20 protein-coding genes are annotated in these 20,898 nt (G+C 71.9%); 11 read left to right on the forward strand and 9 right to left on the reverse strand.

What is annotated here, in order from left to right; translation table 11 throughout:
- Positions 1 to 69 precede the first annotated feature (69 nt).
- Positions 70 to 618 carry a CchlQ gene (locus AS594_RS03560; RefSeq protein WP_069925610.1) on the forward strand — a complete coding sequence of 183 codons (549 nt, stop codon included), beginning with the start codon at positions 70 to 72 and terminating at the stop codon, positions 616 to 618.
- A gap of 107 nt (positions 619 to 725) precedes the next feature.
- On the opposite strand, the gene AS594_RS03565 is transcribed toward AS594_RS03560, so the two are convergent.
- On the reverse strand, positions 726 to 1,892 hold the full coding sequence (locus AS594_RS03565; RefSeq protein WP_240508923.1) for an agmatine deiminase family protein: 1,167 nt from the start codon (positions 1,890 to 1,892) through the stop codon (positions 726 to 728).
- Positions 1,893 to 1,983: 91 nt separating this feature from the next.
- Here AS594_RS03565 and AS594_RS03570 point away from each other — a divergent pair, with 91 nt between their 5' ends.
- A complete protein-coding gene (locus AS594_RS03570) occupies positions 1,984 to 2,619 on the forward strand; it encodes a TetR/AcrR family transcriptional regulator (RefSeq protein WP_069925611.1) in 636 nt (211 codons plus the stop codon).
- 37 nt (positions 2,620 to 2,656) lie between these two features.
- Here the strand turns inward: AS594_RS03570 and AS594_RS03575 are convergent, their stop codons facing one another.
- Entirely contained in the window at positions 2,657 to 3,505 is an 849-nt protein-coding gene (locus tag AS594_RS03575) for a class I SAM-dependent methyltransferase (RefSeq protein WP_069925612.1), read from the reverse strand.
- A 200-nt stretch (positions 3,506 to 3,705) separates the two neighbouring features.
- Between AS594_RS03575 and AS594_RS03580 the strand changes: the two genes are divergently transcribed.
- The 3 genes from AS594_RS03580 (at position 3,706) to AS594_RS03590 (ending at position 6,921) form a co-directional block, all read left to right on the forward strand.
- The gene (locus AS594_RS03580) at positions 3,706 to 5,250 is read left to right on the forward strand and encodes an ArnT family glycosyltransferase (RefSeq protein ID WP_069925613.1); all 1,545 of its coding nucleotides are present in this window, start codon (positions 3,706 to 3,708) and stop codon (positions 5,248 to 5,250) included.
- Between the two features lie 151 nt (positions 5,251 to 5,401).
- Positions 5,402 to 6,292: a D-alanyl-D-alanine carboxypeptidase family protein gene (locus AS594_RS03585; protein WP_069925614.1), complete on the forward strand. Its 891-nt coding sequence runs from the start codon at positions 5,402 to 5,404 to the stop codon at positions 6,290 to 6,292.
- 272 nt (positions 6,293 to 6,564) lie between these two features.
- Positions 6,565 to 6,921, forward strand: a complete 357-nt coding sequence (locus AS594_RS03590) for a hypothetical protein (RefSeq protein WP_069925615.1) — start codon at positions 6,565 to 6,567, stop codon at positions 6,919 to 6,921.
- A gap of 260 nt (positions 6,922 to 7,181) precedes the next feature.
- On the opposite strand, the gene AS594_RS03595 is transcribed toward AS594_RS03590, so the two are convergent.
- Complete coding sequence (locus AS594_RS03595) at positions 7,182 to 8,069, reverse strand: LysR family transcriptional regulator (RefSeq protein WP_069925616.1); 888 nt, start codon at positions 8,067 to 8,069, stop codon at positions 7,182 to 7,184.
- Positions 8,070 to 8,232: 163 nt separating this feature from the next.
- On the opposite strand from AS594_RS03595, the gene AS594_RS03600 reads away from it, so the two are divergent.
- From AS594_RS03600 to AS594_RS03615, 4 genes are all read left to right on the forward strand, one after another.
- The gene (locus tag AS594_RS03600; RefSeq protein ID WP_069925617.1) at positions 8,233 to 9,231 is read left to right on the forward strand and encodes an aldo/keto reductase; all 999 of its coding nucleotides are present in this window, start codon (positions 8,233 to 8,235) and stop codon (positions 9,229 to 9,231) included.
- Between the two features lie 119 nt (positions 9,232 to 9,350).
- Positions 9,351 to 9,608, forward strand: a complete 258-nt coding sequence (locus AS594_RS03605) for a hypothetical protein (RefSeq protein WP_069925618.1) — start codon at positions 9,351 to 9,353, stop codon at positions 9,606 to 9,608.
- A 232-nt stretch (positions 9,609 to 9,840) separates the two neighbouring features.
- Complete coding sequence (locus AS594_RS03610; RefSeq protein ID WP_240508924.1) at positions 9,841 to 10,140, forward strand: hypothetical protein; 300 nt, start codon at positions 9,841 to 9,843, stop codon at positions 10,138 to 10,140.
- A 140-nt stretch (positions 10,141 to 10,280) separates the two neighbouring features.
- Complete coding sequence (locus tag AS594_RS03615; RefSeq protein WP_069925619.1) at positions 10,281 to 11,030, forward strand: carbonic anhydrase; 750 nt, start codon at positions 10,281 to 10,283, stop codon at positions 11,028 to 11,030.
- On the opposite strand, the gene AS594_RS03620 is transcribed toward AS594_RS03615, so the two are convergent.
- On the reverse strand, positions 11,023 to 11,559 hold the full coding sequence (locus tag AS594_RS03620; protein ID WP_069930251.1) for a GNAT family N-acetyltransferase: 537 nt from the start codon (positions 11,557 to 11,559) through the stop codon (positions 11,023 to 11,025). The genes AS594_RS03615 and AS594_RS03620 overlap by 8 nt on opposite strands.
- Positions 11,560 to 11,877: 318 nt before the next feature.
- On the opposite strand from AS594_RS03620, the gene AS594_RS03625 reads away from it, so the two are divergent.
- The gene (locus AS594_RS03625; protein WP_069925620.1) at positions 11,878 to 13,578 is read left to right on the forward strand and encodes a lysyl oxidase family protein; all 1,701 of its coding nucleotides are present in this window, start codon (positions 11,878 to 11,880) and stop codon (positions 13,576 to 13,578) included.
- Between the two features lie 91 nt (positions 13,579 to 13,669).
- Here AS594_RS03625 and AS594_RS03630 read toward each other — a convergent pair whose 3' ends face one another.
- Both AS594_RS03630 and AS594_RS03635 read right to left on the reverse strand, forming a co-directional pair.
- Positions 13,670 to 15,838 (reverse strand): SpoIIE family protein phosphatase, encoded by a 2,169-nt coding sequence (locus tag AS594_RS03630; protein WP_069934943.1) that lies wholly within the window; start codon positions 15,836 to 15,838, stop codon positions 13,670 to 13,672.
- A 93-nt stretch (positions 15,839 to 15,931) separates the two neighbouring features.
- Positions 15,932 to 16,555, reverse strand: a complete 624-nt coding sequence (locus AS594_RS03635; protein WP_069925622.1) for a LysE/ArgO family amino acid transporter — start codon at positions 16,553 to 16,555, stop codon at positions 15,932 to 15,934.
- A gap of 68 nt (positions 16,556 to 16,623) precedes the next feature.
- On the opposite strand from AS594_RS03635, the gene AS594_RS03640 reads away from it, so the two are divergent.
- Positions 16,624 to 17,529 (forward strand): LysR family transcriptional regulator ArgP, encoded by a 906-nt coding sequence (locus AS594_RS03640; protein WP_069925623.1) that lies wholly within the window; start codon positions 16,624 to 16,626, stop codon positions 17,527 to 17,529.
- A 127-nt stretch (positions 17,530 to 17,656) separates the two neighbouring features.
- Here AS594_RS03640 and AS594_RS03645 read toward each other — a convergent pair whose 3' ends face one another.
- The 3 genes from AS594_RS03645 to AS594_RS03655 all read right to left on the reverse strand — a co-directional run bounded on the left by AS594_RS03645 (position 17,657) and on the right by AS594_RS03655 (position 20,876).
- Complete coding sequence (locus tag AS594_RS03645; RefSeq protein ID WP_069933483.1) at positions 17,657 to 18,520, reverse strand: YhjD/YihY/BrkB family envelope integrity protein; 864 nt, start codon at positions 18,518 to 18,520, stop codon at positions 17,657 to 17,659.
- Between the two features lie 126 nt (positions 18,521 to 18,646).
- Positions 18,647 to 18,802 (reverse strand): DUF6131 family protein, encoded by a 156-nt coding sequence (locus tag AS594_RS44460; protein WP_167367979.1) that lies wholly within the window; start codon positions 18,800 to 18,802, stop codon positions 18,647 to 18,649.
- Positions 18,803 to 18,959: 157 nt separating this feature from the next.
- On the reverse strand, positions 18,960 to 20,876 hold the full coding sequence (locus AS594_RS03655) for a protein-arginine deiminase domain-containing protein (RefSeq protein WP_079148302.1): 1,917 nt from the start codon (positions 20,874 to 20,876) through the stop codon (positions 18,960 to 18,962).
- Between the last annotated feature and the right edge of the window lie 22 nt (positions 20,877 to 20,898).

The following is a 20,898-nucleotide window of genomic DNA, read 5'->3' on the forward strand; positions in this document are numbered from 1 at the left end:
ACGGCTGTTCATCGGGGAGCGGCCTCCCGTAGATTCGGACTCCGACACGGGGATCACGGGGGGGCAGCGGTGGACTGGGGGACGCTCGTCGCGACGGTCAGCGGTGGCTCGATCGCCATCACCGGCACCGTACTCGCCGACTACCTGCGCCATCGCCGCGAGGACGATCGCGGCATCGGGGCGCAAAGGCGGGCGGTGTACATCGAGTTCATCACCGCCGCCGGAATCTGCCATGCGCGGCTCCGCCACCTCGCGCAGGACCCGGGCGGCGAGAGCGACATGGACGCGCTCAGCCGCGCGGCGATGAGCGAAGCCGGCGTCTACGAAGCGCGCGAAAGGCTGTTCATCGACGCGACGGCCGCCGTCGCCGGTGCCGGGCAGGCGATGTTCGAGCAACTCCGCGCCGTTCGGCAGGCCGTCGCGGCAGGGGCTTCGATCACGTCGACGGCCTTCCACGACGCCTACCACCCCTACATCGGTGCGGTGTGGCGGTACCGGGTGGCCGTACGGGAAGAGCTTGAGGGGCGGTCGCTCTCACCCGCGGCCTTCGGGTGGGAGGGGTGGGACGGCACGGACCGGTGCCCGATATGCCGGTCGGCAGCCGCCCTGGCTCCGTGAGGCCCGCCGCCCCGGGACCGTGAGACCCGCCCCGCGGCCATGAGACCCGCCGCCCCGGCCCTGTGCGCCCGCCCCGGATCGCGAGCCCCGCCCCCTCGCCGCCGCCCTCACACGGCCGGCCGCTGCTGGGTGGCGCAGTGGATGCCGCCGCCGCCCTCGGCGAGGGTGGAGATGTCGAGTTGTACGACGGTTCGCCCGGGGTGCAGGTCCCGGACGACCGACGCGGCACGGTCGTCCGCGGTACGGTCACCGAAGCGCGGGAGCAGCACCGCGCCGTTGATCACGTAGTAGTTGACGTAGGAGCCCAGGAAGTCCGCTCCCCGCTCGCCGAGCTCCGCAGGTTCCGGCTCGGGCAGCTCGACGATCTCCAGGCGTTTGCCGCGCGCGTCGGTCGCCGACTCCAGCACGCCGCGGGCCTGGTCGTAGACCCGCGTCCACACGTCCGGCCCGGCCCCGGCCGGTGGCCGGCTGAGCACGACGACGCCCGGTTCCGCGAACCGGGCCAGCGCGTCGACGTGGCAGTCGGTGATGTCCTCGCCCCGTACGCCCTTCAGCCAGATCACTTTGTCGACGCCGAGCAGGTCCTTCAGCGCGCCCTCGATGTCCGCGCGGGAGCGCCCCGGGTTCCGGTTCGGGTTGACCAGCGAGCTCTCGGTGACGAGCAGTGTGCCCGCCCCGTCGGTGTCCAGGGAGCCGCCCTCCGCTGTGATCGACGCGTCGATCCTGGCCACGTCCTCGCGGGTGAGGAGCCGCTTCGCGACCTGTCCGTCACGCCGGTGTCCCTGCTTTCCGCCCCAGCCGTTGAAGTGGAAGTCGGTGCCGGCGACCGCGCCGCCGGGCCCGGTGACGAAGGTCGGACCGCTGTCGCGCATCCACAGGTCGTCGACGGGGACCGGCATGATCTCGACCTGGGCTCCGCAGGCCCGCCGGGCCCGCCCGGCCTCCGCGGGGGCGGCCAGCAGGGTGACCGGCTCGTACTCGGCGACGGCCCGTGCGAGGCGGGCCACATCGCGCTGGACGGCGGCGGTCGCGTCTTCCCACACGGAGTCCGAGGGCGGCCACGCCATGAACGTCCGCTCGTGCCGCATCGACTCGGCCGGCAGCGCGAGGCGCCGGCGGTCCGGCGAAGCGCCGCCGGGCGACGCCGGCGCCGTCGGCCCCGCGCCCGGTCCGCCGTTCGGCGCGGGCGCGCAGGCCGCGGCCAGGAAGCCGGCTCCGCCGAGGGCGGCAGCGGCGCCGGACCTGAGCAGAGCCCGCCGGGAGCGCTCCTTCACAACTTTCTCCATCCGGCCGTGGTTCATTTCTGACTGAAATTTCAGTCAGAAAGGTCAGGCTACCACTGCCCTGCCGGTACGGTGAGGGACTGTGTCAGACCGCCGAACCTTGATCCTTCAGGCCGCCACCCGCGTCATCGCCCGGCGTGGTGTCCGCGGCCTGCGCGTGGAAGAGCTGGCAGCGGAGGCCAAGGTGTCCACCGCGCTCATCTACTACCACTTCGGCGACCGCGCCGGACTGATGCGCCGCACGCTGGAGTTCATCAGCGAACGGGCCGAGCGCTACACCGAGCCTTCGGTCTCCCCGCGCTCCGATCCGCGGGCGCACCTGGAGCAGATGCTCCTGCTCGAACTCCAGGACGCACCGACGGTGAAGGAGAACAGTGCCGCCTGGGGCGAACTGCGCGCCACCGCCGTCTTCGAGCCCGAACTGCGCGAGCAGCTGCGGTATTCGACGTACGAATGGGTCGAGTACGCCGCCGGTCTCATCCGCCGGGCGCAGGAAGCCGGCACCGTCGACGAGGACGTGATCGCCGCGGACTCGGCCGAGCGCCTGACGACCCTGGTGGAAGGGCTCAGCGAGCGGTGGCTCAGCGGGTCGACGTCCCTGGACCGCGCCCGGGAACTGCTCCGGGGCGCCGTCGCCTCGGAACTCCCCCTGCCGGGACGGCCGGGACCCGCTCCGGCGCCGGCCGCCGGGGATCGGCGTGCAGGCGCCCAGGACTGACCCATGGGCCCCGTGGTCGCGGGGCGCGGATGCCTTCTCAGGGCTCCACGGAAGGCACTTCGGCTTCCACCGCCGCACCGGGCAGCCGCTCGGCGGCCACCGCGTGGGTGACCCGCAGCTTGGACTGGCCGTGCGGCAGCCGCTCCCAGTCGTCCATGAAGCGGGCCATCAGACCGTACTTCTCGGCCAGCCGCACGAGCGTCTGCGTACGGTAGTAGAAGTCCTCGCCCAGCACCCGGTGTTCGGCTCCCTCCGTGCGGTCGAAGGTGAAGTCGAAGAAGCCGCCGGGCGCCAGCACCCGCCCGACGTGCGCGAGGCATTCCTCGATGACCTCCGGCGGGGAGTGCGAGAAGACGCTGTGGGCGTGCACCACCGTGAACCAGGCGTCGGGAAGGAAGTCGAGCCGCAGGTCCTGGACGGGGGTCAGGTGCGGGAGCCGGGCCTGTAGTCCGTACTGGACCAGGGTTTTCTTGGCCTCGATGAGGATGTCGGGCGAGATGTCGATCCCGTAGTAGTGGCCGGGCTCCAGGTACTCGATGAACCGCCACCCGGCGCGCAGATTGCCGCAGCCGATCTCCAGCATCCGGTCCCGCGGCGTCAGCCCGTGCCCCAGCAGGTAGTCGTACTGCATCTGTCCGATCGCCAGCCAGCGCTCGCGCGAGGGGCCGCCGCCGACGGCCGCCTCGGGGCTCCGCGCCGTGTCGGACGCCATCACCGCCCTGTAGTACGCGACGTGATTCCCCCGGTGGCGCAGCCTCAGCAGGCTGTCCCGCCCGGCCCGGCGCAGGTAGGGCAGTACGCGCTCCGGATGTCTCAGGGCGTACCGCACCTTGTGACCGAGTCGTGAGCGGTTCGCCGACAGGCGCGAAGCGGGTGTCTGCTGCATGACGGCCTCCGTGCCATCCGTGGGCTGGCCCCCTCGTCGGATGCTAACCACGGGCGCTCCGATGCGCCGCCTCACTCGTTCGGGAGAACCGTTCAGCCGAGTGCCTCCTCCGCGTGGTGCGCCCGGTGCGACCACCCGCAGCGTGGAGGGAACAGGGCCGGGGAACCGTCACCCGCCGTACCCCCGAGCGAGGCCGGGCCATGCAGGAAACACGCTTCGTCGCCGGACCGCCGGACCGCGTGCCGCGCGAAAGGCGCGGAACGCGCGAGCGCTGCTCCTCCGCCGGGGCGGGCGCCCGCCCGCTGCCGCTGCTGGCCGCCGTGGCCACCGCGTTCACCCTCGTCCATCTCCTGCTGGTCGCCCCCGGCCTCGGACTCGGCTGGGACGAGACCGTGTACGTCAGCCAGGTGAGCCCACAGGCCCCGGCGGCGTTCTTCAGCGCGCCCCGGGCGCGCGGCATCACCTACCTCGTCGCTCCGGTCGCGGCGCTGACCACCTCGGTGGCGGCGCTGCGCGTGTACATGGCCGTACTGGCCGGCTGCGGCCTGTTCCTGGCGCTGTGGGTGTGGCGGCGATCGCTGCCCGCCCCGGTGCTCGCGGTCGCGGGGGCGCTGTTCGCGAGCCTGTGGGTCACGATGTTCTACGCCTCGCAGGCCATGCCGAACCTCTGGGTCGCGTACGGGGCGCTCGCCGCGGTGGGGTGCTTCCTCCGGGCCGCACGGGACCCCGGGGACCGGTGGGCCCTGGCCGGTATGGGCGCCGGAGTGGCGTTCGCAGCGCTGATGCGTCCGTCCGACGCCGTATGGCTGGCCCTTCCTCTGGTCGTTGCGGCGCTGGTGATGCCGCGTACGCGACGCAGGGGCCTGCTGATCCTCGTGGCGGTCACGGGCGTGGCCCTGGGCTGCGCCGAGTGGGTGATCGAGGCGTACGTCCACTACGGCGGTCTCGCCGCCCGGCTGCGGCGGGCCAGCGAGATCCAGGGCCACCTGGGCTGGTACTTCGCCGTCGACGACCACGTGCGGGCCCTCGGCGGCCGCGCGCTGTGCCGACCGTGCGACGTGCCGTGGCGCCACCCTCCCTCGGCCCTCTGGTTCTTCGCGCTGCCTCTGCTCGTGGCGGGCGGCGTGCGGGCCGCCGTGCGCGGCGGCCACCGCACGCCGGTCGTCGTGGCCACGGTGGTGGGGGTGACGCTGGCGGCGCCGTACCTGTTCACCGTCGGGTACGCGGCGCCGCGTTTCCTGCTCCCGGCGTACGCGCTGCTGGCCCTTCCCGTGGCGCAGTGCCTGGTGCGGGCGTGCGGCCCGCGGGCGCGGTGGCGGCGTACCGCGGCGTGGTGCGTCGCGGTGGCCGTCGTCGGTCACCTGACGATCCAGTACTTCCTGGTCGACGGGGTGGCCGGCCGGGTGCGGCGCAACAGCCTCGACCTCACCCGCATCGCCGCCGAACTGCGGGCCCAGGGTGTGCGGCCGCCGTGTGTGATCAGCGGCGACGAGGCCGTCCGCGTGGCGTTCCGGACGGGGTGCGCCTCCCGCCAGTTCAGTGGTCACGACGGAAGCACCACGCCCCGCGCGCTCGCCGCCACGGGGCTGCGGCAGCCGGTCGCGGTGCTGGTCTACGCCGGGGGCCGCCCTCCCGCCTACGCCCGCGAGTGGCGCGTCCGCCCGCTGCCCGATCTGGGCCGCCGGACCGGGCTGCGCGCGTATCTGTCGGATGCTGCGACCGGGAGCCGTACGGCCTCCCACTGACCGCTTCGGCGCTCACGGTGTGTGTCAGGGGCCGCCCCCGTACGACCCAACGAGCCGTCGCGCAGGACACATCCCCCGCGCGGTTGTGGCCGTTGTACGGGTAACCGGCAGTCTCACCTGGCCGCCCGTCAGGGCGTTTGGAGTACCCATCTTGAAGACCGACAACAAAGCCGTACTGCGCGTCGCGCGAGTCGCTGTCACCGCCGGAGCCGTCCTGGCGGCCGGGCCGTTCGCGGCCCCGGCACAGGCCGACACGCTCAGGCCCCCCGCGATCGCCGCCAAAGGCGGCTTCGTGATGAACAACGGCACGGGGAAGACGCTATTCGCCAAGTCCGCGGACCGGCGCCTGCCCACCGGCTCCACCGCCAAGATCATGACCGCCCGGGTGGTGCTGGCACAGCGGAACCTCAACCTGGATTCCAAGGTGACGGTCCAGAAGGCGTACAGCGACTACATCGTCTCCAGGACCGCGTCGTCGGCCCGCCTCATCGTCGGTGACAAGGTCACCGTCCGCCAGCTGCTGTACGCACTCATGCTGCCCTCCGGCTGCGACGCGGCGTACGCGCTGGCCGACAAATTCGGCAGCGGGTCCACGCCGGCCCAGCGCGTGAAGTCGTTCATCGGCAAGATGAACGCGACCGCCCGGAGCCTCGGTTTGAAGAACACGCACTTCGATTCGTTCGACGGCATCGGGAACACGGCGAACTACTCGACACCGCGCGACCTGACGAAGCTCGCGAGCAACGCGATGAAGTACCCGCTGTTCCGCACCGTCGTGAAGACGAAGTCGACCAAACAGAAGGTCACGATGAGGAACAACGGCTACCGCTACATGTCCTGGACCAACACCAACAACCTGCTCGGCAGTTACCCGGGCGCGATCGGCGTCAAGACCGGCTCGGGCCCCGAGGCCAAGTACTGCCTCGTCTACGCGGCCACCCGGGGCGGCAGGACGGTCATCGGCACCGTCCTCGCCTCTTCCTCGCAGGCCAACCGCACGACGGACGCGACGAAGCTCATGAACTACGGCTTCAAGAAGTAGCCGGCCGGTCCGGCACGGGGCGGGTGCGGTCCCGGCCTGTCCCGTCCGCCCGGCCCCGGGCCCTCCGTCATCGCCGGCTCCTCGCGGGGATCAAGGAGTCCTCCGAGCACTCCGACGACCACTACGTGGACGGCCCGCTGTATGGACGGCCCAGTGGACGCGCGGCGCGGAAGCGGCGAACCGACCCGCCGGGCGGCCGTGGAGAGGCCCTGTTCCCCGGAGGCTGCGTACCCTGGGAGCAGGACGTTCCGCACCGCGCGGGGAGGCTCGCCATGGCCCGTGGTCACCGCTTTCACCTTGATCAGGACGGGCACTCGGTCACCGTCCAGACCGGGCAGCCCTCCGGCGGCGTCGAGCTGCTGGTGGACGGCAAGGTCGTCGGCTACCAGCACGGCCGCGTCAAGGGCGTCACCACACTGAGCGCGGAGCTGCCCGAGGATCCGCCCCGGCCCTTCCGCATCCTGCTGGAGGACATGGGCGGCGAGCTGTTCTGCGCGATGGAGAGCTCCGGCCAGCGCTTCCTCATGCCGCAGATCCCGTTGTGGAAGCCGGAGGAGCCGCCGCCGCGAAGCCGCGCCAAGCCGTCCCGCCCACTGAAGCGCCTGCGCAGGTTGCTGCGGCGGCTGTGAAGTGAGGCCGGCGCGGCGGCTCGGGCGCTGCGCGGGCCGGCCCGTGTCACGCCGCTCCCCGGCCGATGCGCGTGAGGTGACTGGTCGTCGGATCGGCGCAGTTCATGACCAGTGTTGCGGGCTGATATCGCGGGGAGCCGGTCGGCGAACCACGTTCGCCTGCTGCTCTGGAGGGCTCGGTCCGGAAGAGCTCGGTCTGCTGATGATCGTTGGGGCGTCATGCCGGCGGTGGCACTGCCCGGCCCGGGGCCCGGAGCCCGTCAGGAAGCGTCCGTTCCGAGCAGCCGGAGAAGGCCGCGGGCAGCCGGGCTCGTGGACTGTTCGTGGGGCAGCGCGGTCACACTGCTGTACGTCAGCCGCTTCGCCCCGGCCAGCGGCACGGCGCGCAGCCCGTTGGCTTCCGGTTTGCGCGTGAAGTGCTGGGGAACGAGCGCGACTCCCAGCGACTCACGGACCAGCTCCAGCAGGCTGTGGACGTCGTTGACCTCCAGGGCGACCTGGCGGCCGATCCCCGCCGCCGCGAACGCCGCGTCGCCCACCCTGCGCGGCCCCCAGTCGGAGTGGAAGTCGATGAAGGGCTCGTCCCGCAGCTCGTGCCACGCGACCTCCCGCGCCCCGCCCAGCGGGTGCTGAGGATGGCAGAGCAGCAGCATCGGCTCGTCCGTGAGCGGCAGCGTCCGTACGGTCCTGGGGGTGTCCCCGCAGTCGATGGCGAAGGCCAGGTCGAGCCGCCCGCTGCCGACTTCCTCGATGAGCTGCGCCGAACCCGCCTGACGCAGCCGGATGTCGACCTGCGGGTGCCGCTGATGGAAGCGCGCCAGCAGCCCCGGGACGTGCACCCCCGCGATGCACTGCTCGGCGCCCACGGTGAGTGTGCCGCGCAGCAGCCCCTGGACCGCGGCCACGGCGTCCTTGGCGGCGCGGGCGGCGGCGAGTGTGCGCCGCGCCTCGGCCAGCAGCGCGCGCCCCGCCTCGGTCAGGCCGACCGACCGGGTGGTGCGTGCGAACAGCGCCGTTCCCAGCTCCCGCTCCAGCTCGCGCACGGCCGCCGACAGCCCGGACTGCGACACCATGAGGCGCTGCGCAGCCCGGGTGAAGTGGCACTCCTCGGCCACCGTGACGAAGTACTCCAGGTGTCTCAGTTCCATGATTCAGAAGGATAGCTTCTCAAATCGTTCGGATTCTTCTGTTGGACGGGATGACGGCGGGCCGACAGTCTGGGTACGCGGCGCGCTCCGCGCGGCGCGCCCCCGCCCACCCGCGCTCTCCAGGCGCGCCCCCGCCCACCCGCGCTCTCCAGAGGAGACCCACGTGCACTCCGCCCACCCCGGCCGTTACGACGCCATGCCGTACCGCCGCACCGGCCGCAGCGGCCTGATGCTGCCCGCGCTGTCCCTCGGCCTGTGGCACAACTTCGGCAGCGACCTCGACCTCGACGGCCGGCGCGAGATCCTGCGGGGCGCCTTCGACATGGGGATCACCCACTTCGACCTCGCCAACAACTACGGCCCGCCGCCCGGGGAGGCGGAGACCGTCTTCGGCCGCCTCTTCGCCGAGGACTTCGCGCCGTACCGGGACGAGGTCGTCATCTCCACGAAGGCCGGTTATCTGATGTGGCCGGGTCCCTACGGGGAGTGGGGCTCGCGCAAGTCGCTGCTCGCTTCCCTCGACCAGAGCCTGCGCCGGATGCGGCTCGACCATGTCGACATCTTCTACTCGCACCGTTACGACCCCGGCACGCCTCTCGAAGAGACCATGGGGGCCCTGCACACGGCCGTCCAGCAGGGCAAGGCGCTGTACGTGGGGATCTCCAACTACCCCGCCGAGGAGACGCGGCAGGCAGCCGCCATCCTCCGCGGGCTGGGCACGCCCCTGCTGATCCATCAGCCCCGCTACTCGATGCTGGACCGCGCTCCGGAGGACGGGCTCCTGGAGACCCTGGAGGAGGTGGGAGCAGGGGCCATCGCCTACTCGCCGCTCGCCCAGGGGCTGCTCACGGACCGCTACCTGAACGGGGTGCCGGAAGGCTCCCGCGCCGCCGGCACGAGCCCCTTCCTCACGGCGGACGCGGTGACGGGCTCACTGGTGTCGCGGCTGCGGGCGCTGAACGAGCTGGCGGGAGAACGGGGCCAGTCACTGGCCCAGCTCGCGCTCGCCTGGGTACTGCGCGACGACACGGTGACGTCGGCGGTCGTGGGAGCGAGCAGCGTCCGGCAGCTCCGGGACAGCGTCGAGGCCGTAGCCCGGCTGGAGTTCAGCGACGCGGAACTGCTGCGCATCGAGGCGATCCTCGCCGCGGACCCGGACTGAACCGAGAGGGGCGCCGCCCTCACCGCGCGCGCGGACGGGTGGCCCGGCGGCCGGCTTCGTAACGCCCGCCGGGCACGTTCGTTGATCGTCGGGAACGTTCCTGCAACAGAGGTGAACACATGAAACTCCGACCGGCCGCCGCGGTGGCGGCTCTCAATCTCCTGGTACTCGGCGGTGCCGCGTCGTCGGCGCAGGCCGCGGGCCCGGAAAAGCTCGCCCTGGACGCTTCGCAGACCCTCACCAAGAGCTCGCTCGACCTCGCGTTCTGGATGGACCGGCAGACGACGGCCGTGCTCGGTCCCGGGCCGCTGGTCGACGAGGAGACCTTCAAGAACACCACGCCGGCTTTGGGCCTCGACCGGCGGACCGGGGAGTAGGCGAACCACCTGCGAGGCGCCGGCGGGCGCGCGGCCGGCGTTCGGCGCGTGTCAACGGTGTGCCGCCCTCGCGCGGGTCACCTGAGGCGCCTGGGGCACCCGCCCTGGCTCGTGCCCGGCGTGCTCGCCGAGGCCGCGCCGCCCGCTTCCGCCGTCGGCGACGCGAGGCCCGTGGGCGCCGTACGGACAGGACTATCCTGGGCACAGGGGTCCTTCGCCGTTGGAGCAGTCGATGCGCGACCACAGTGCCGACCCGGACAGGCGGCGGAGCGCAGGTGCCGCCCCTCCCTCCCCCGAGGGCCGCCGCCGGGCGTACCGGCTGAGGCATCTGCTGGCGAAGGTGCACATGCCGTTGTTCCTGGCGCTTGCCGTGCTGTTCGGCGTATGGGCGTGGCGTTCGGAGACCGGTTCGGGGCCCGACTCGTGGGCGCTGGGGGCCGTCGCTCTTGTCTTCGCCGTTCTGGCCCTGCTGGCACTCGTCGACGTCGCCGTCATCCACAATCACCGCCACCACCGGCATTCGCGCCGTTGACCCGCTGCCCCGCGGCGCGGACCCGCGCGGACCGCGGAGCCGGCAGCGGAAGGCCCGTCCCGCCATGGTTTGTTCAAGGCCACGCCAACAGATCACAATCATGAATCTCAGGGCCGAACGTGACCGCTACGTTCCCCCTCGTGACCTTGAATCGACATGTATCGACCGTATCGACCGCACCGGTCAGCACGGGGCGCCGCGCCCTGCTGCGGGCCGCTGTCGCCGGAACCGCCGCCGCCGGAGCGGGAATTGCGCTCAGCGCCTCGTCCGCCGGGTCCGCTGCCGCGGCCGTGGCGACCAAGACTCCCCGCACACCAGGCGAGGCACTGCGGGAGCTGGCCGTCGGCAACCGCCGCTGGCGGACCTTCAAGCAGCGGCATCCTCACGAGACACCCCCTGTCCGCCAGGCGCTCGTGTCGGGGCAGAACCCGTTCGCCGTCGTCCTGGGCTGCGTCGATTCCCGCGTACCGCCGGAACTGGTCTTCGACCAGGGGCTCGGCGACCTCATGACCGTGCGGTCGGCGGGCGAGGTCCTGGACGAGGCCGTACTGGGCAGCATCGCGTACGGCGTCCTGGAGCTGGACGTACCTCTGATCATGGTGCTCGGGCACCAGGGGTGCGGCGCCGTGTCCGCCGCCGTGCACGCGGAGGAGACGGGAGAGGAACTTCCGGCGCACATACGGTACTTGGCGGAGCAGATACGGCCGTCCATAGACCACGGCCGGCACGGCGACGCCCGTATCGACTCCACCATCACCCGCAACGTCGGCAGGGTCCGCGCGCGCCTGGCCGGCGAGCCCGACCTGGCGGCAAAGGTCGCCACGGGGAGGCTCGCGATCGTCGGAGCCCGCTACGAACTCCACTCCCAACGCGTCCGCGCCCTCACTTGACGGTCCGCTCCCCCGCGCCGGGTTCAGCGGTGGACGCACCGGCCCGGCGCGGGGCCCCCTGGTCCGGCTCCCACTCACCGACCTTCTGGTCCCCGCTCATCTCGCCCGTCGGCCGGAACCCCAGCCTCAGATAGAAACACTCGGGGCCGTCCTCGCCCGGGTGCCAGGTGGTGGTGACGCGACTGCCGCCCCGGCGGCGGATTTCAGCGGCGACGGCCTCGACCGCGAAACGGCCGTAGCCACGCCCCTGTTCGCCGTCCGCGATGTTGAGCCGCCAGAGGCCCGAGCGGATGTCGCTGCCCTTGCCGTCACCGGCGAAGTCGATGTCGAAGAACGCCATGACGAACCCCACGGGCCGGTCGCCGTCGAGGATGAGCCGGGGCCAGGCCGTGTCGGGGTGTACGTACGCCTCAGCGAGGGACTTCACGACCGGCGCGACCAGGTGTTCCTGGTCGGGGCGAACCCTGAGGGCGATCGCGGCGTCGAAGTTGTCGGCGGTGATTCTCGCGAGGCGCGGTGCGGATTTCATACGGAGGACCATAAGTCCGGCCCGTCGGCCGAGTGACATGAGCCCGGCCCGTCGATTCATTACCACAAAAGATGGGCGCAGTCGGCTGGTTCAACACAACAACGGCCTGATCCGGCGTCCAGGAGCTGTTTTCGGACAACGATCCACAACTCATGAGTCCCGAGACAACCCGTACGGCCCTTCATCAACTCTCACGGGCCGGAGACAGTTCTCGCGATCAGGGCCCCTCGTGCCGCAGCAGGCCCGGCCCATTTCCGTGTACCGGCTGTTCCTCCACCGTCCCAGCAGGCACTCGGAAGACCCGGAGAACGAGGAACCATGACCAGATTCCCCCAGGCCCGCCCCTGGCGTTCGGTGATCGCGGCCGCCGCGGCGATCACCGTGACCGCGGGTGTCGCCGTCGCCGCGCCCGACGACGACACGGCACAGGACGCGCCGGCGCCGAAGCTCAGCCTGATCGCCGCCTCCAACGAGGTGACGCTCGACTCGTACAAGGAGAGCCCCGGCGTCTACCTGGACCTCGGCACGTACATCACCGCCGAGAACGGTCCCCTCGAACTCAAGGTGACCCGTAAGTCCTACAAGGACCCGGTCGTGGCGGCGCAGATCATCCGCTTCGGGACGAAGAAGCACACCAAGACCCTTCCGGCCCGCCTGGTGCGGAACTTCGCGGGGCTGCCCGACTTCGCGCAGGTCACCCTGACCGACGCCGCCGGCAGGAAGGTGCTGGACAAGAAGGAGGCATTCTGTCCGAACAACGCCTCCGGCCGGATCCGTCCCGACGCCCCGGCCAAGTCGAAGTATCCCGAGAGCTGCCCCGTCAACCCGTTCACGCTCGGTTCGGTGTGGGGCGTCGAGAACGGCTGGGCGTCCAACACCTACGCGGGCTACTACTCCGATCCGGTCCGCCTGCCGGCCGGCAAGTACACCGCCAAGGTGTCGGTGACCAAGCGCTACCGCGAGCTGTTCGGCATGGAGAACAAGCCCCGGACGATCAAGGTGACCGTACGCGAGCGCAGTTACGAGGACGAGGGCCCGGGAGCCGGGGCCGCCATGAAGCACGGGTCGCACGCGGCCGGGCACGCCGGTCACGGCGCGACGCCCCCGCCGGTGCCCGCCGCCCCGACGAGCGGTGCGGGTCCGTCGTACAACGTGGGCCACGGGCCTCACACCCCCGCTCCGCCGGCCCTCCCCTGGTCGCTGAAGAAGGCCGCCCTGAAGGCGGCGCAAGTGGGTGACGGGACCGGGCGGACGGACGGTTCGCGCAAGGCTCCCGCCGTGAAGGCGGCCGCCAAGCGGCCGACCGGCGCGCCGGCGGTGCCGGACGTACCAAAGCCCGACCTCCGTTCGCTGCCGGCCTACGGCATCGCGATCAGCAAGGGACAGGGCAGCACCCGGGGCAAAGACTATCTGGCGTTCAGCGCCAACGTGTGGAACGCGGGCCCCGCGCAGCTGGTGGTCGACGGATTCCGCTCCCCCGGCAAGAAGCTGATGGACGCCTACCAGTACTTCTACGACGCCAACGGGAAGCAGGTCGGCTACACGCCGACCGGCACCATGGAGTGGGACCCGCGCCGGGGCCACGAGCACTGGCACTTCACCGACTTCGCCAGCTACCGGCTGCTCAAGGCCGACCAGAAGGAGGCGGTCCGCAGCGGCAAGGAGGCCTTCTGCCTGGCCAACACGGACGCCGTCGACTACACGGTGAAGAACGCCAACTGGCACCCGGGCAACACCGATCTCTCCACCGCGTGCGGCCAGGAGAACTCGATCTCCGTACGTGAGGTGCTCGACGTCGGCTCCGGCGACACGTACACCCAGGACCTGCCCGGTCAGTCCTTCGACATCACCAACCTGGCGAACGGCACGTACTACATCCAGGTGCTGGCCAACCCCGAGAAGAGGCTGAAGGAGACCAGCCTGACCAACAACAGCGCTCTTCGCAAGGTCGTCCTGGGCGGGAGCGCGGGCGCGCGTACCGTGACGGTGCCGGCTCACGACCTGGTCAACGCCAACTGACCTACTCCGGTCGAAACGATGTGCCGCGAAGCCCCCGGGACCTGGTCCCGGGGGCTTCGTGCACGACACCGGCCGGCGTCGCGGGCGCGGGTCACGCCGATGCCAGGCGCAGCAGGAACAGCGCGGTGTCGTCCCTGCGGTCGGGCGACGGGCGGGCGCGCCGCGTCAGCGCGTCGGCGAGGGCGTCGAGGTTGTGGGTCCCCTCGCTCAGGACGGCGGCGAGGTCGGCGGTCGCGTCCTCGATGTCGGTGCCCGGCCGCTCTACCAGGCCGTCGGTGAACAGCGCCAGGACGGTGTCGGGCGGCAGTTCGATGTCGATCGCCTCGTACTGGGCCGAGGGGTCGATGCCTAGCAGCAGTCCGGGCGGCATGGCGACGCTTTCCGTGCGTCCGCCGGGGTGCCGCAGAAGGGGCGGGAGGTGTCCGGCGGTCGCCAGACACGCCCGCCGGCGGGCGAGGTCGATCTGGACGTACAGGCAGCTGGTGAACAGTCCCGGGTTGAGGTCGGTGAGCAGTCTGTTGGTACGGGCCAGAACGTCGCCCGGGGCCGCCCCGGCGATGGCGTGGGCCCGTACCGCGGTGCGGACCTGTCCCATCAGGGCGGCGGCGGTGACGCTGTGCCCCTGGACGTCCCCGATGACGGCGGCGGCCGTGGTGTCGTCGAGGCGCACCAGGTCGTAGAAGTCGCCTCCGACGTCCATGCCGCGCGTGGCGGGCAGGTAGCGGGCCGTGGCCTGGAGACCGGTCAGCGACGGCAGTACGTGGGGCAGCAGGCTGGCTTGCAGACTGCGGGCGAGCCCGCTCTTGGTGTCGTACAGATGCGCGCGGTCCAGGGCCTGCGCGGCGAGACCGCCGAACGCGGTCAGCAGGGCCCGTTCGTCGTGCCCGAAGACGTGCGGCCGGTCGTAGGCCAGTACGCAGCAGCCGATGGGGCGGCCCGCGGCGACGAGGGGCAGGAAGGCCCAGGCTTGGTTGCTGTCCTCGTCCGCGGCGCCGGGACAGACGTCGTGGAGTTCGCGGCGGGACGCGAAGAAGGCGGGCTCCCCCGAGGTCACCGCCCGGCAGGCGGGGTGCTCGGCCGACAGCGCCACGCCGTCCAGCCGCTTCATCTCCTGGGCGCCGTAGCCGTGATGGCCCCGCAGCCGGAGCTTGTCCGCCTGTACGGCGAACAGGGCGACCGCGTGCGCGCCGAAGCTGGGGGCGATCTGGTCGACCACCAGCTTGATCACGTCGGGCACGCTGAGGGCTTCGGTGAGCGCGGCGGCCAGATGCGCCAGCTGGTAGAGCACGCCCACCCGTGTCGGCGCGGCGCCCCCGCCCGCGGGTGCGGCGGCATCCGGCAGTGAGCCGCGCGCGGCCGCGGCTCCCGGCTCCGCGGCGGCGGCCGCCCCGGCCGCACCCTCGGCGAGGGAGGACCGGGCGATACGCACGCTGATCCCCCCGGCGTCGGGGTACAGCTCGAAGGACAGCCACAGGTCGTCCGGGCGCCGGGCCGTGAACGAGGTGGGGTGGCGGCTCATCACGGCCGAGCGGTAGCGGTCCTCGAAGACGGGATCGTCGAGCCACGGCAGGGCTTCCCAGGGCCGCGTTCCCAGCAGCGCCGGGACCGTGCTGCCGACCAGCTCCGCCCCGGTGGGGGTGATGAAGGTGATCCGGCCGTCGAGGTCGAGGGCGCAGCAGCCCTCGGGGAGCCGCTCGGTGAAGTCCACCGCCGCCAGGGACTCGGCCTGCGTGACCATACGGCGCCGTGGCACCGGAACGATCCGGGGGTCGGGCGTGGGCAGGATCGGACGGCCGCTCTCGTCTGCCCGGCGCAGGGCCGCGCCGACGTAGCCGGACGCCTTCTGGATCGCCCGCTGCCGCTCGGGCTCGATCACCAGCGGGTGGGAACCCGGCCAGAGCAGCAGCAGTCCGCCCCAGGTCCGCTGCCCGCTGATCACCGGCGCGGCCGCGAGGGCGAACGAGTACGGCAGCGCGAGGCCGATGCGCGGGTAGCGGCGGGCGAGCTCCCCTTCGGCGCCGACCCACACGAGGCGGCCTTCGCGTACCGCCTCCGCGAGGGGACCCGAGGCCGACATGCCCACCCTGGCCCACGGCATCGCGAGGCTGGACGGTACGCCGGCGAGCACCACGGCGGACAGCACCTGGCCGCCCGCCGTCAGCACGTAGATCCCGCCGCCGTACGCGTCGGACTCACGCAGTACCCGGGACAGCAGTCGGTCAAGTACCTCCGACTGCCCGCTCTCCTTCGGCGCGACCATGGACTACCGGCTCCTCGCCCCGTACGTCACAAGACACATCATCTTTGGACGTTACGCCCAGAACGTCTGAAAGCGCACCCGCAGGCCGGCGCGCTAGGCGCCTGCCACCAGCAGCCCTCCCATGGTGACCATGGTGGCCGCGACCAGGCCGTCCAGCACCCGCCAGGCGGCGGGTCGCGCCAGCAGGCCGCTGAGCAGGCGGGCCCCGTATCCGAGGGTCGTGAACCAGGTCAGGCTGGCCAGCACGGCTCCCGCTCCGAAGGCCCACCGCAGGGAACCGTGGTCGGCGGCCACGGAGCCGATGAGCAGGACGGTGTCCAGGTAGACGTGCGGGTTGAGCCAGGTCATGGCGAGGCAGGTCAGTACGGCCTTCCGGGCGGAGCTGGTGGCGGCGCCCTCCGTCGTGAGGGCCGCGCCGGGAGTGGGCCGCAGGACGCGCCGGGCGGCGAGGGCGCCGTAACCGATGAGGAACGCGCCGCCGGCCAGGCCGACCACGGTCAGGGCGGCGGGCCAGGCGGTGACCACGGCCCCCACCCCCGAGACACCGAGCACGATGAGGACCGCGTCGGACACGGCACAGATGGCCACGACCGCGAGGACGGCGTGCCGCCGGACCCCCTGGCGCAGGACGAAGGCGTTCTGCGCGCCGATGGCGACGATGAGGGAGAGTCCGGTGCCGAAGCCGACGAGTGCCGCAGTGATGATTCCGTGGGTCATGCCACGACGGTATGGATCATCGCGTCATCAGTACAGCTAAAGGTTCTAACGTACCCTTAGCATTCGTGATGGACGAGCTTCCTCTGGACCTGGTGCGTACGCTGCTGGCGGCGGTGGACGAGGGCACCTTCGACGCGGCCGCCGCCGCCCTGCACGTGACCCCGTCGGCGGTCAGCCAGCGCGTCAAGGCGCTGGAGCAGCGCACCGGCCGGGTGCTGCTGATCCGTACGAAACCGGTGCGTCCGACGGAATCCGGTCAGGTGGTGGTGCGGTTCGCGCGCCAGCTGGCCCGGCTGGAACTGGACGCGCGGGCGGAGCTGGGGATCGCCGGCGAGCGGGGGCCGGCACGGGTTCCCATCGCGGTCAACGCCGACTCGCTCGCCACGTGGTTCCTGCCGGCGCTGACGCGCGTGCCGCAGGACCCGCCCGTCTGCTTCGAGCTGCACCGCGAGGACGAGGCCCACACCACGGCGCTGCTGCGCGAGGGCCAGGTGATGGCGGCGGTCACGTCGTCGCCGGACCCGGTCGCGGGCTGCACGGTACGCCGCCTGGGCCTCGCCCGGTACCTGCCGGTGTCCACCGAAGCCTTCGCCGCCCGCCACCTCACACAGCCGCTGGAGCGCGCTCTGCGCGACGCCCCGGTGATCGTCTTCGACCGCCGGGACGACCTCCAGGACGGGTTCGTACGGTCGCTCACCAGCGACGGGACGGGCGCGGCGCCGGTGCGCCACTACGTGCCCACCTCGGAGGGCTTCTGCGACGCGGTGGCCGCCGGGCTCGGCTGGGGCCTGGTGCCGGAACCGCAAGCGCGCCCGCTCCTGCGCACGGGCGCCCTCACGCTGCTCGCGTCCGGCCGGCCCGTGGACGTTCCGCTGTTCTGGCAGCAGTGGAAGCTCGACTCACCGGCCCTCGCGGCGGTGGCGGACGCGGTCGCCGCCACCGCCGCCGAGGCGCTGCGTCACGCGCCGGCCTGACGCGTACAGGCGCCGGCGCGGCCACACCGAGGGAGAGCGACAGCGGGGGGTGCGCGGCCTCGGACCAGCGGGTGCCGTGGCGACGCGGGCCACGAGCGCGTACCCCGGAGCGGCCGGGTGCGTACGGTCAGTCCGGCTCGCCCGGCACCGCGCCCAGCCTGCGCCGTACCCGCGACTCGTGGACGAGCCGCCCGACGAGCGACCCGCCGTACACCACGAATCCCACTCCCACCAGCCAGGACTGGAGGACCAGCACCGTCCCGAAGGGGCCGTAGGTCAACGCGTTCGACGCGATCAGCGGTGAGAAGACCAGTTGCGAGAAGATCCGCAGCCCGAGCAGCCCCACAGCCGTCAGAGCAGCCCCGGGGACCAGGGCCCGCCAGCGGATCCGGCCGCAGAGCAGCACTCGCTGCGACCACCAGAAGAAGAGGAACAAGCCGACGACGTCGCCGGCGGCCACGAGCACGGTCAGGGCCGGCGACCGGTCGGGAGTGGGGGTCTTGACGAAGAGCAGGAGCGCCGCGATCAGCATGGCCAGCCACACGACGTGACGCCACATCGTGTGCCAGCGCGCTGTCGGGAGGCCCCAGACGCGTTCGTACCCGGTCTGCACGGCCGAGCCGAACGTCACACCGAACGTGGCCAGGGCGGCGAGACCGAACGCCGTGGTCCCCTGCAACGCCTGGCCCGGCCGGCCGAACAGGTCCTCGACCTCCTCCTGCGACACTTCCGAAACCCCGAGGCCCGTCACCAGCCAGCGGGCGAACCCCTGCCCGCTCGGGAGGTCGGCCGCCGCGACGACGACGAGCAGGGGCACCAGGGTGAGGAAACTGAGCGCCGCGAAGCCCATGGCGCGGTGCATGAGCTCCACCTCGCGCCCGCGCTGCCAGGTCAGCGTGGCGGCCGAGGAGCCGAGCCGCTGTCGAAGCCGGACGAGCCGGCGGAAGTGCTGCGGGCGGCCCTCGTACGGCGCACCGGATTTCAGGGGCATGCCCCGTCGAGTACCCGCAAGGCGCTCACGCCCCCTCAGGCGTGCCGCCGAACGGGTGCGCCGGGCGCTGAGGCGCCCGGCGCGTCCGTACGGGTGGCGGGAGGGGCCGGTCCGGGGCCCCGCCCTTCACCAGTAGTGCCGTCGTCCACCCACTGCGCGTCCCATCGATCCCAGGATCCAGAGGACGGCGCCAATGGCGACCAGGATGATCCCAATGGTCCACAGGATGGAGATACCGGCCACGAAACCAATGATGAGCAGAATGATTCCGAGGACGATCATGGTGTCCTCCGATCTCGTGAGAACGATGTTCCTACCCAAGCCCCTCCCCACCTGCTACCAGGTCAAACCTGGACGTTCCACCCCCTCCTCCAGCGGCCGTACGGCGCCTTCCGGGCCCGGACGCCGCTGCCGGGGGGACACTCGCGCCCGCTCCGGGCTACGGAAGCCACCAGGCGGCGGACGCGTCGCGCAGTGTGTTGGTGCCGCAGTGCACCTCGCCCGCGCCGAGGTGGTACGTGTACCAGTCGTCGAGGTACGACACCTTCATGCCCGCCCCGGTGTACGCGGCGTTCACCGCGGAGGTGAATATGTCCTTGCCGCCGATGACCGGCCCCCATTGCCGGGGAGCCAGGTAGCGGTTCCTGCCCAGCACGATCCCGTTGACCGCACCCGGCACGTACGCGCTGGTCATGACCGTTTCCGGGGCCGCTCCGGCGCGGTCGGCGTGCCGAGCCAGCTCCTTCTGCTGCCCGTACTCGCGGACCGCCTCCGGAAGTTCACCCGCGCCCATCCGTGACAGGCGGGGCACGCGCTCACCCCGCTCGCCCTCCTGCGTACCCCGCGTGTAGAGCGCGGGCACCCGTACGATCTCGGCGTCGGTCGCGCCCGTCTCGCGCCGGAGCACCTCCAGGTTCGCCTTGATCCGCTTCGCGGCCATGGTGTTGTCGGCCACCAGCCACCTGGAGGCGAGCGCCTGGTCGATGGTCTCCTTGGGCGCGGGCATGTCGCGGCTGCCCGGCACCGAGAACATCTTCGTCCTGCCGTGTCCGGCCTCCTGCGCCTCGCGCAGCAGCCGCAGCCCGGCCTCCGGATCGGCGATGCCGATCTTCCAGCCGCGCGGGGTGTCGGCCGGCAGGAACTGCACGAACTCGTCGACGTGCCCGACGTGCAGCCACGAGGTGTCGAGGAGCAGCGGGTCCTGGAAGCCCTGGGACTTGAGCAGCGTCCGCATCGCCTTCGCGGGCTTGGAGCCGTTGTCCTTGCGCTCGCCCATGATGATGCGCCCGGCGGGGAAGGACCGGCCGCCGTGGGTGTACGGGGGAACGGTCTCCAGGTTGCCCATGGAGTTGAGTGTCCACTCCTCCGTGTCGCGGACCCCGGCCACCTGCACCACGCCCACGCCGTTGCCGCGCATCTTCTCGAACAGCTCCCGGCCGGCCTCCCGGTCCGCCTGCGCCGACCGCAGCATCACGCGCATGGTCTGACGGCCCCCGCCGGGACGCGCCATGCTCACGTATCCGGGCTCGACGAAGTCCTGGGCCCAGATGTCGCCGTACTTGTCGAAGGTCAGCAGCGGCTTGTCGATCCCCGCCGACTTGACCTCGGCGGCCAGGCCCTTGACGAACGCCTGCTGCCGGCGTGCGTAGTCGTCCCTGCCCGGCACCTTGGTGACCATCAGCTGCTGTGCGTTCTGGAGGTGGTGGTGGGTGAGGAGCGGGGCGGCCCGCAGCGTGACCTCGTCCGAGGTGCTCCTCCCGCCCGATGTCACCGTCAGGCGGATCACGGCGCGGCCGTCCCAGACCGCACTGTCGCGGATGACGTCGGTGCCCTCGACGCCGAACTCCACTCCGGAGCGCAGTTCGGCGGCGGACAGCCGGGTCCTGGCGGTGACCGGGGCCCAGCCGGAGGAGCGCTTGACGAAGAGACGTGCCTTCTTGCCGCCGGACACGATCTTCAGCGTGCCGGTCGCCGTGGCGGGCAGGTTCCTCATCGGTACGGACCGGACGCGGGCGAGGTCGGCCGCGTCGGCGGAGCCGTTGACCAAGGTGTCGGCCGCGTCGTTGCAGGCGGCCAGCCTGGCGTCCGACAGGCGCCGGCCGTCCGGACCCTTGACCGGGCAACGCCCGGTGTCGTCGTCGATGTTGGGGAGGAAGACCGCCCCTCTGCGGGCGGACCAGCTGTTCTCGCCCGCGGTGTCCGAAGCGCCGGTGACATCCACCTTCCCGTCCCGGTTCACGTCCGCCCGGAGGTCGGCCCGTGGCGGGTCGGCTGCGAACGCCGGTGACACCGGCGCCAGTACGGCTCCTATGACGGCGAGGGCCACTGCTCCGTGTCTCGCATGGTTCGTACCCAAGATGCGTCCCTTCAGGTTGACC

This window comes from Streptomyces agglomeratus (assembly GCF_001746415.1).
Lineage (GTDB): Bacteria > Actinomycetota > Actinomycetes > Streptomycetales > Streptomycetaceae > Streptomyces > Streptomyces agglomeratus.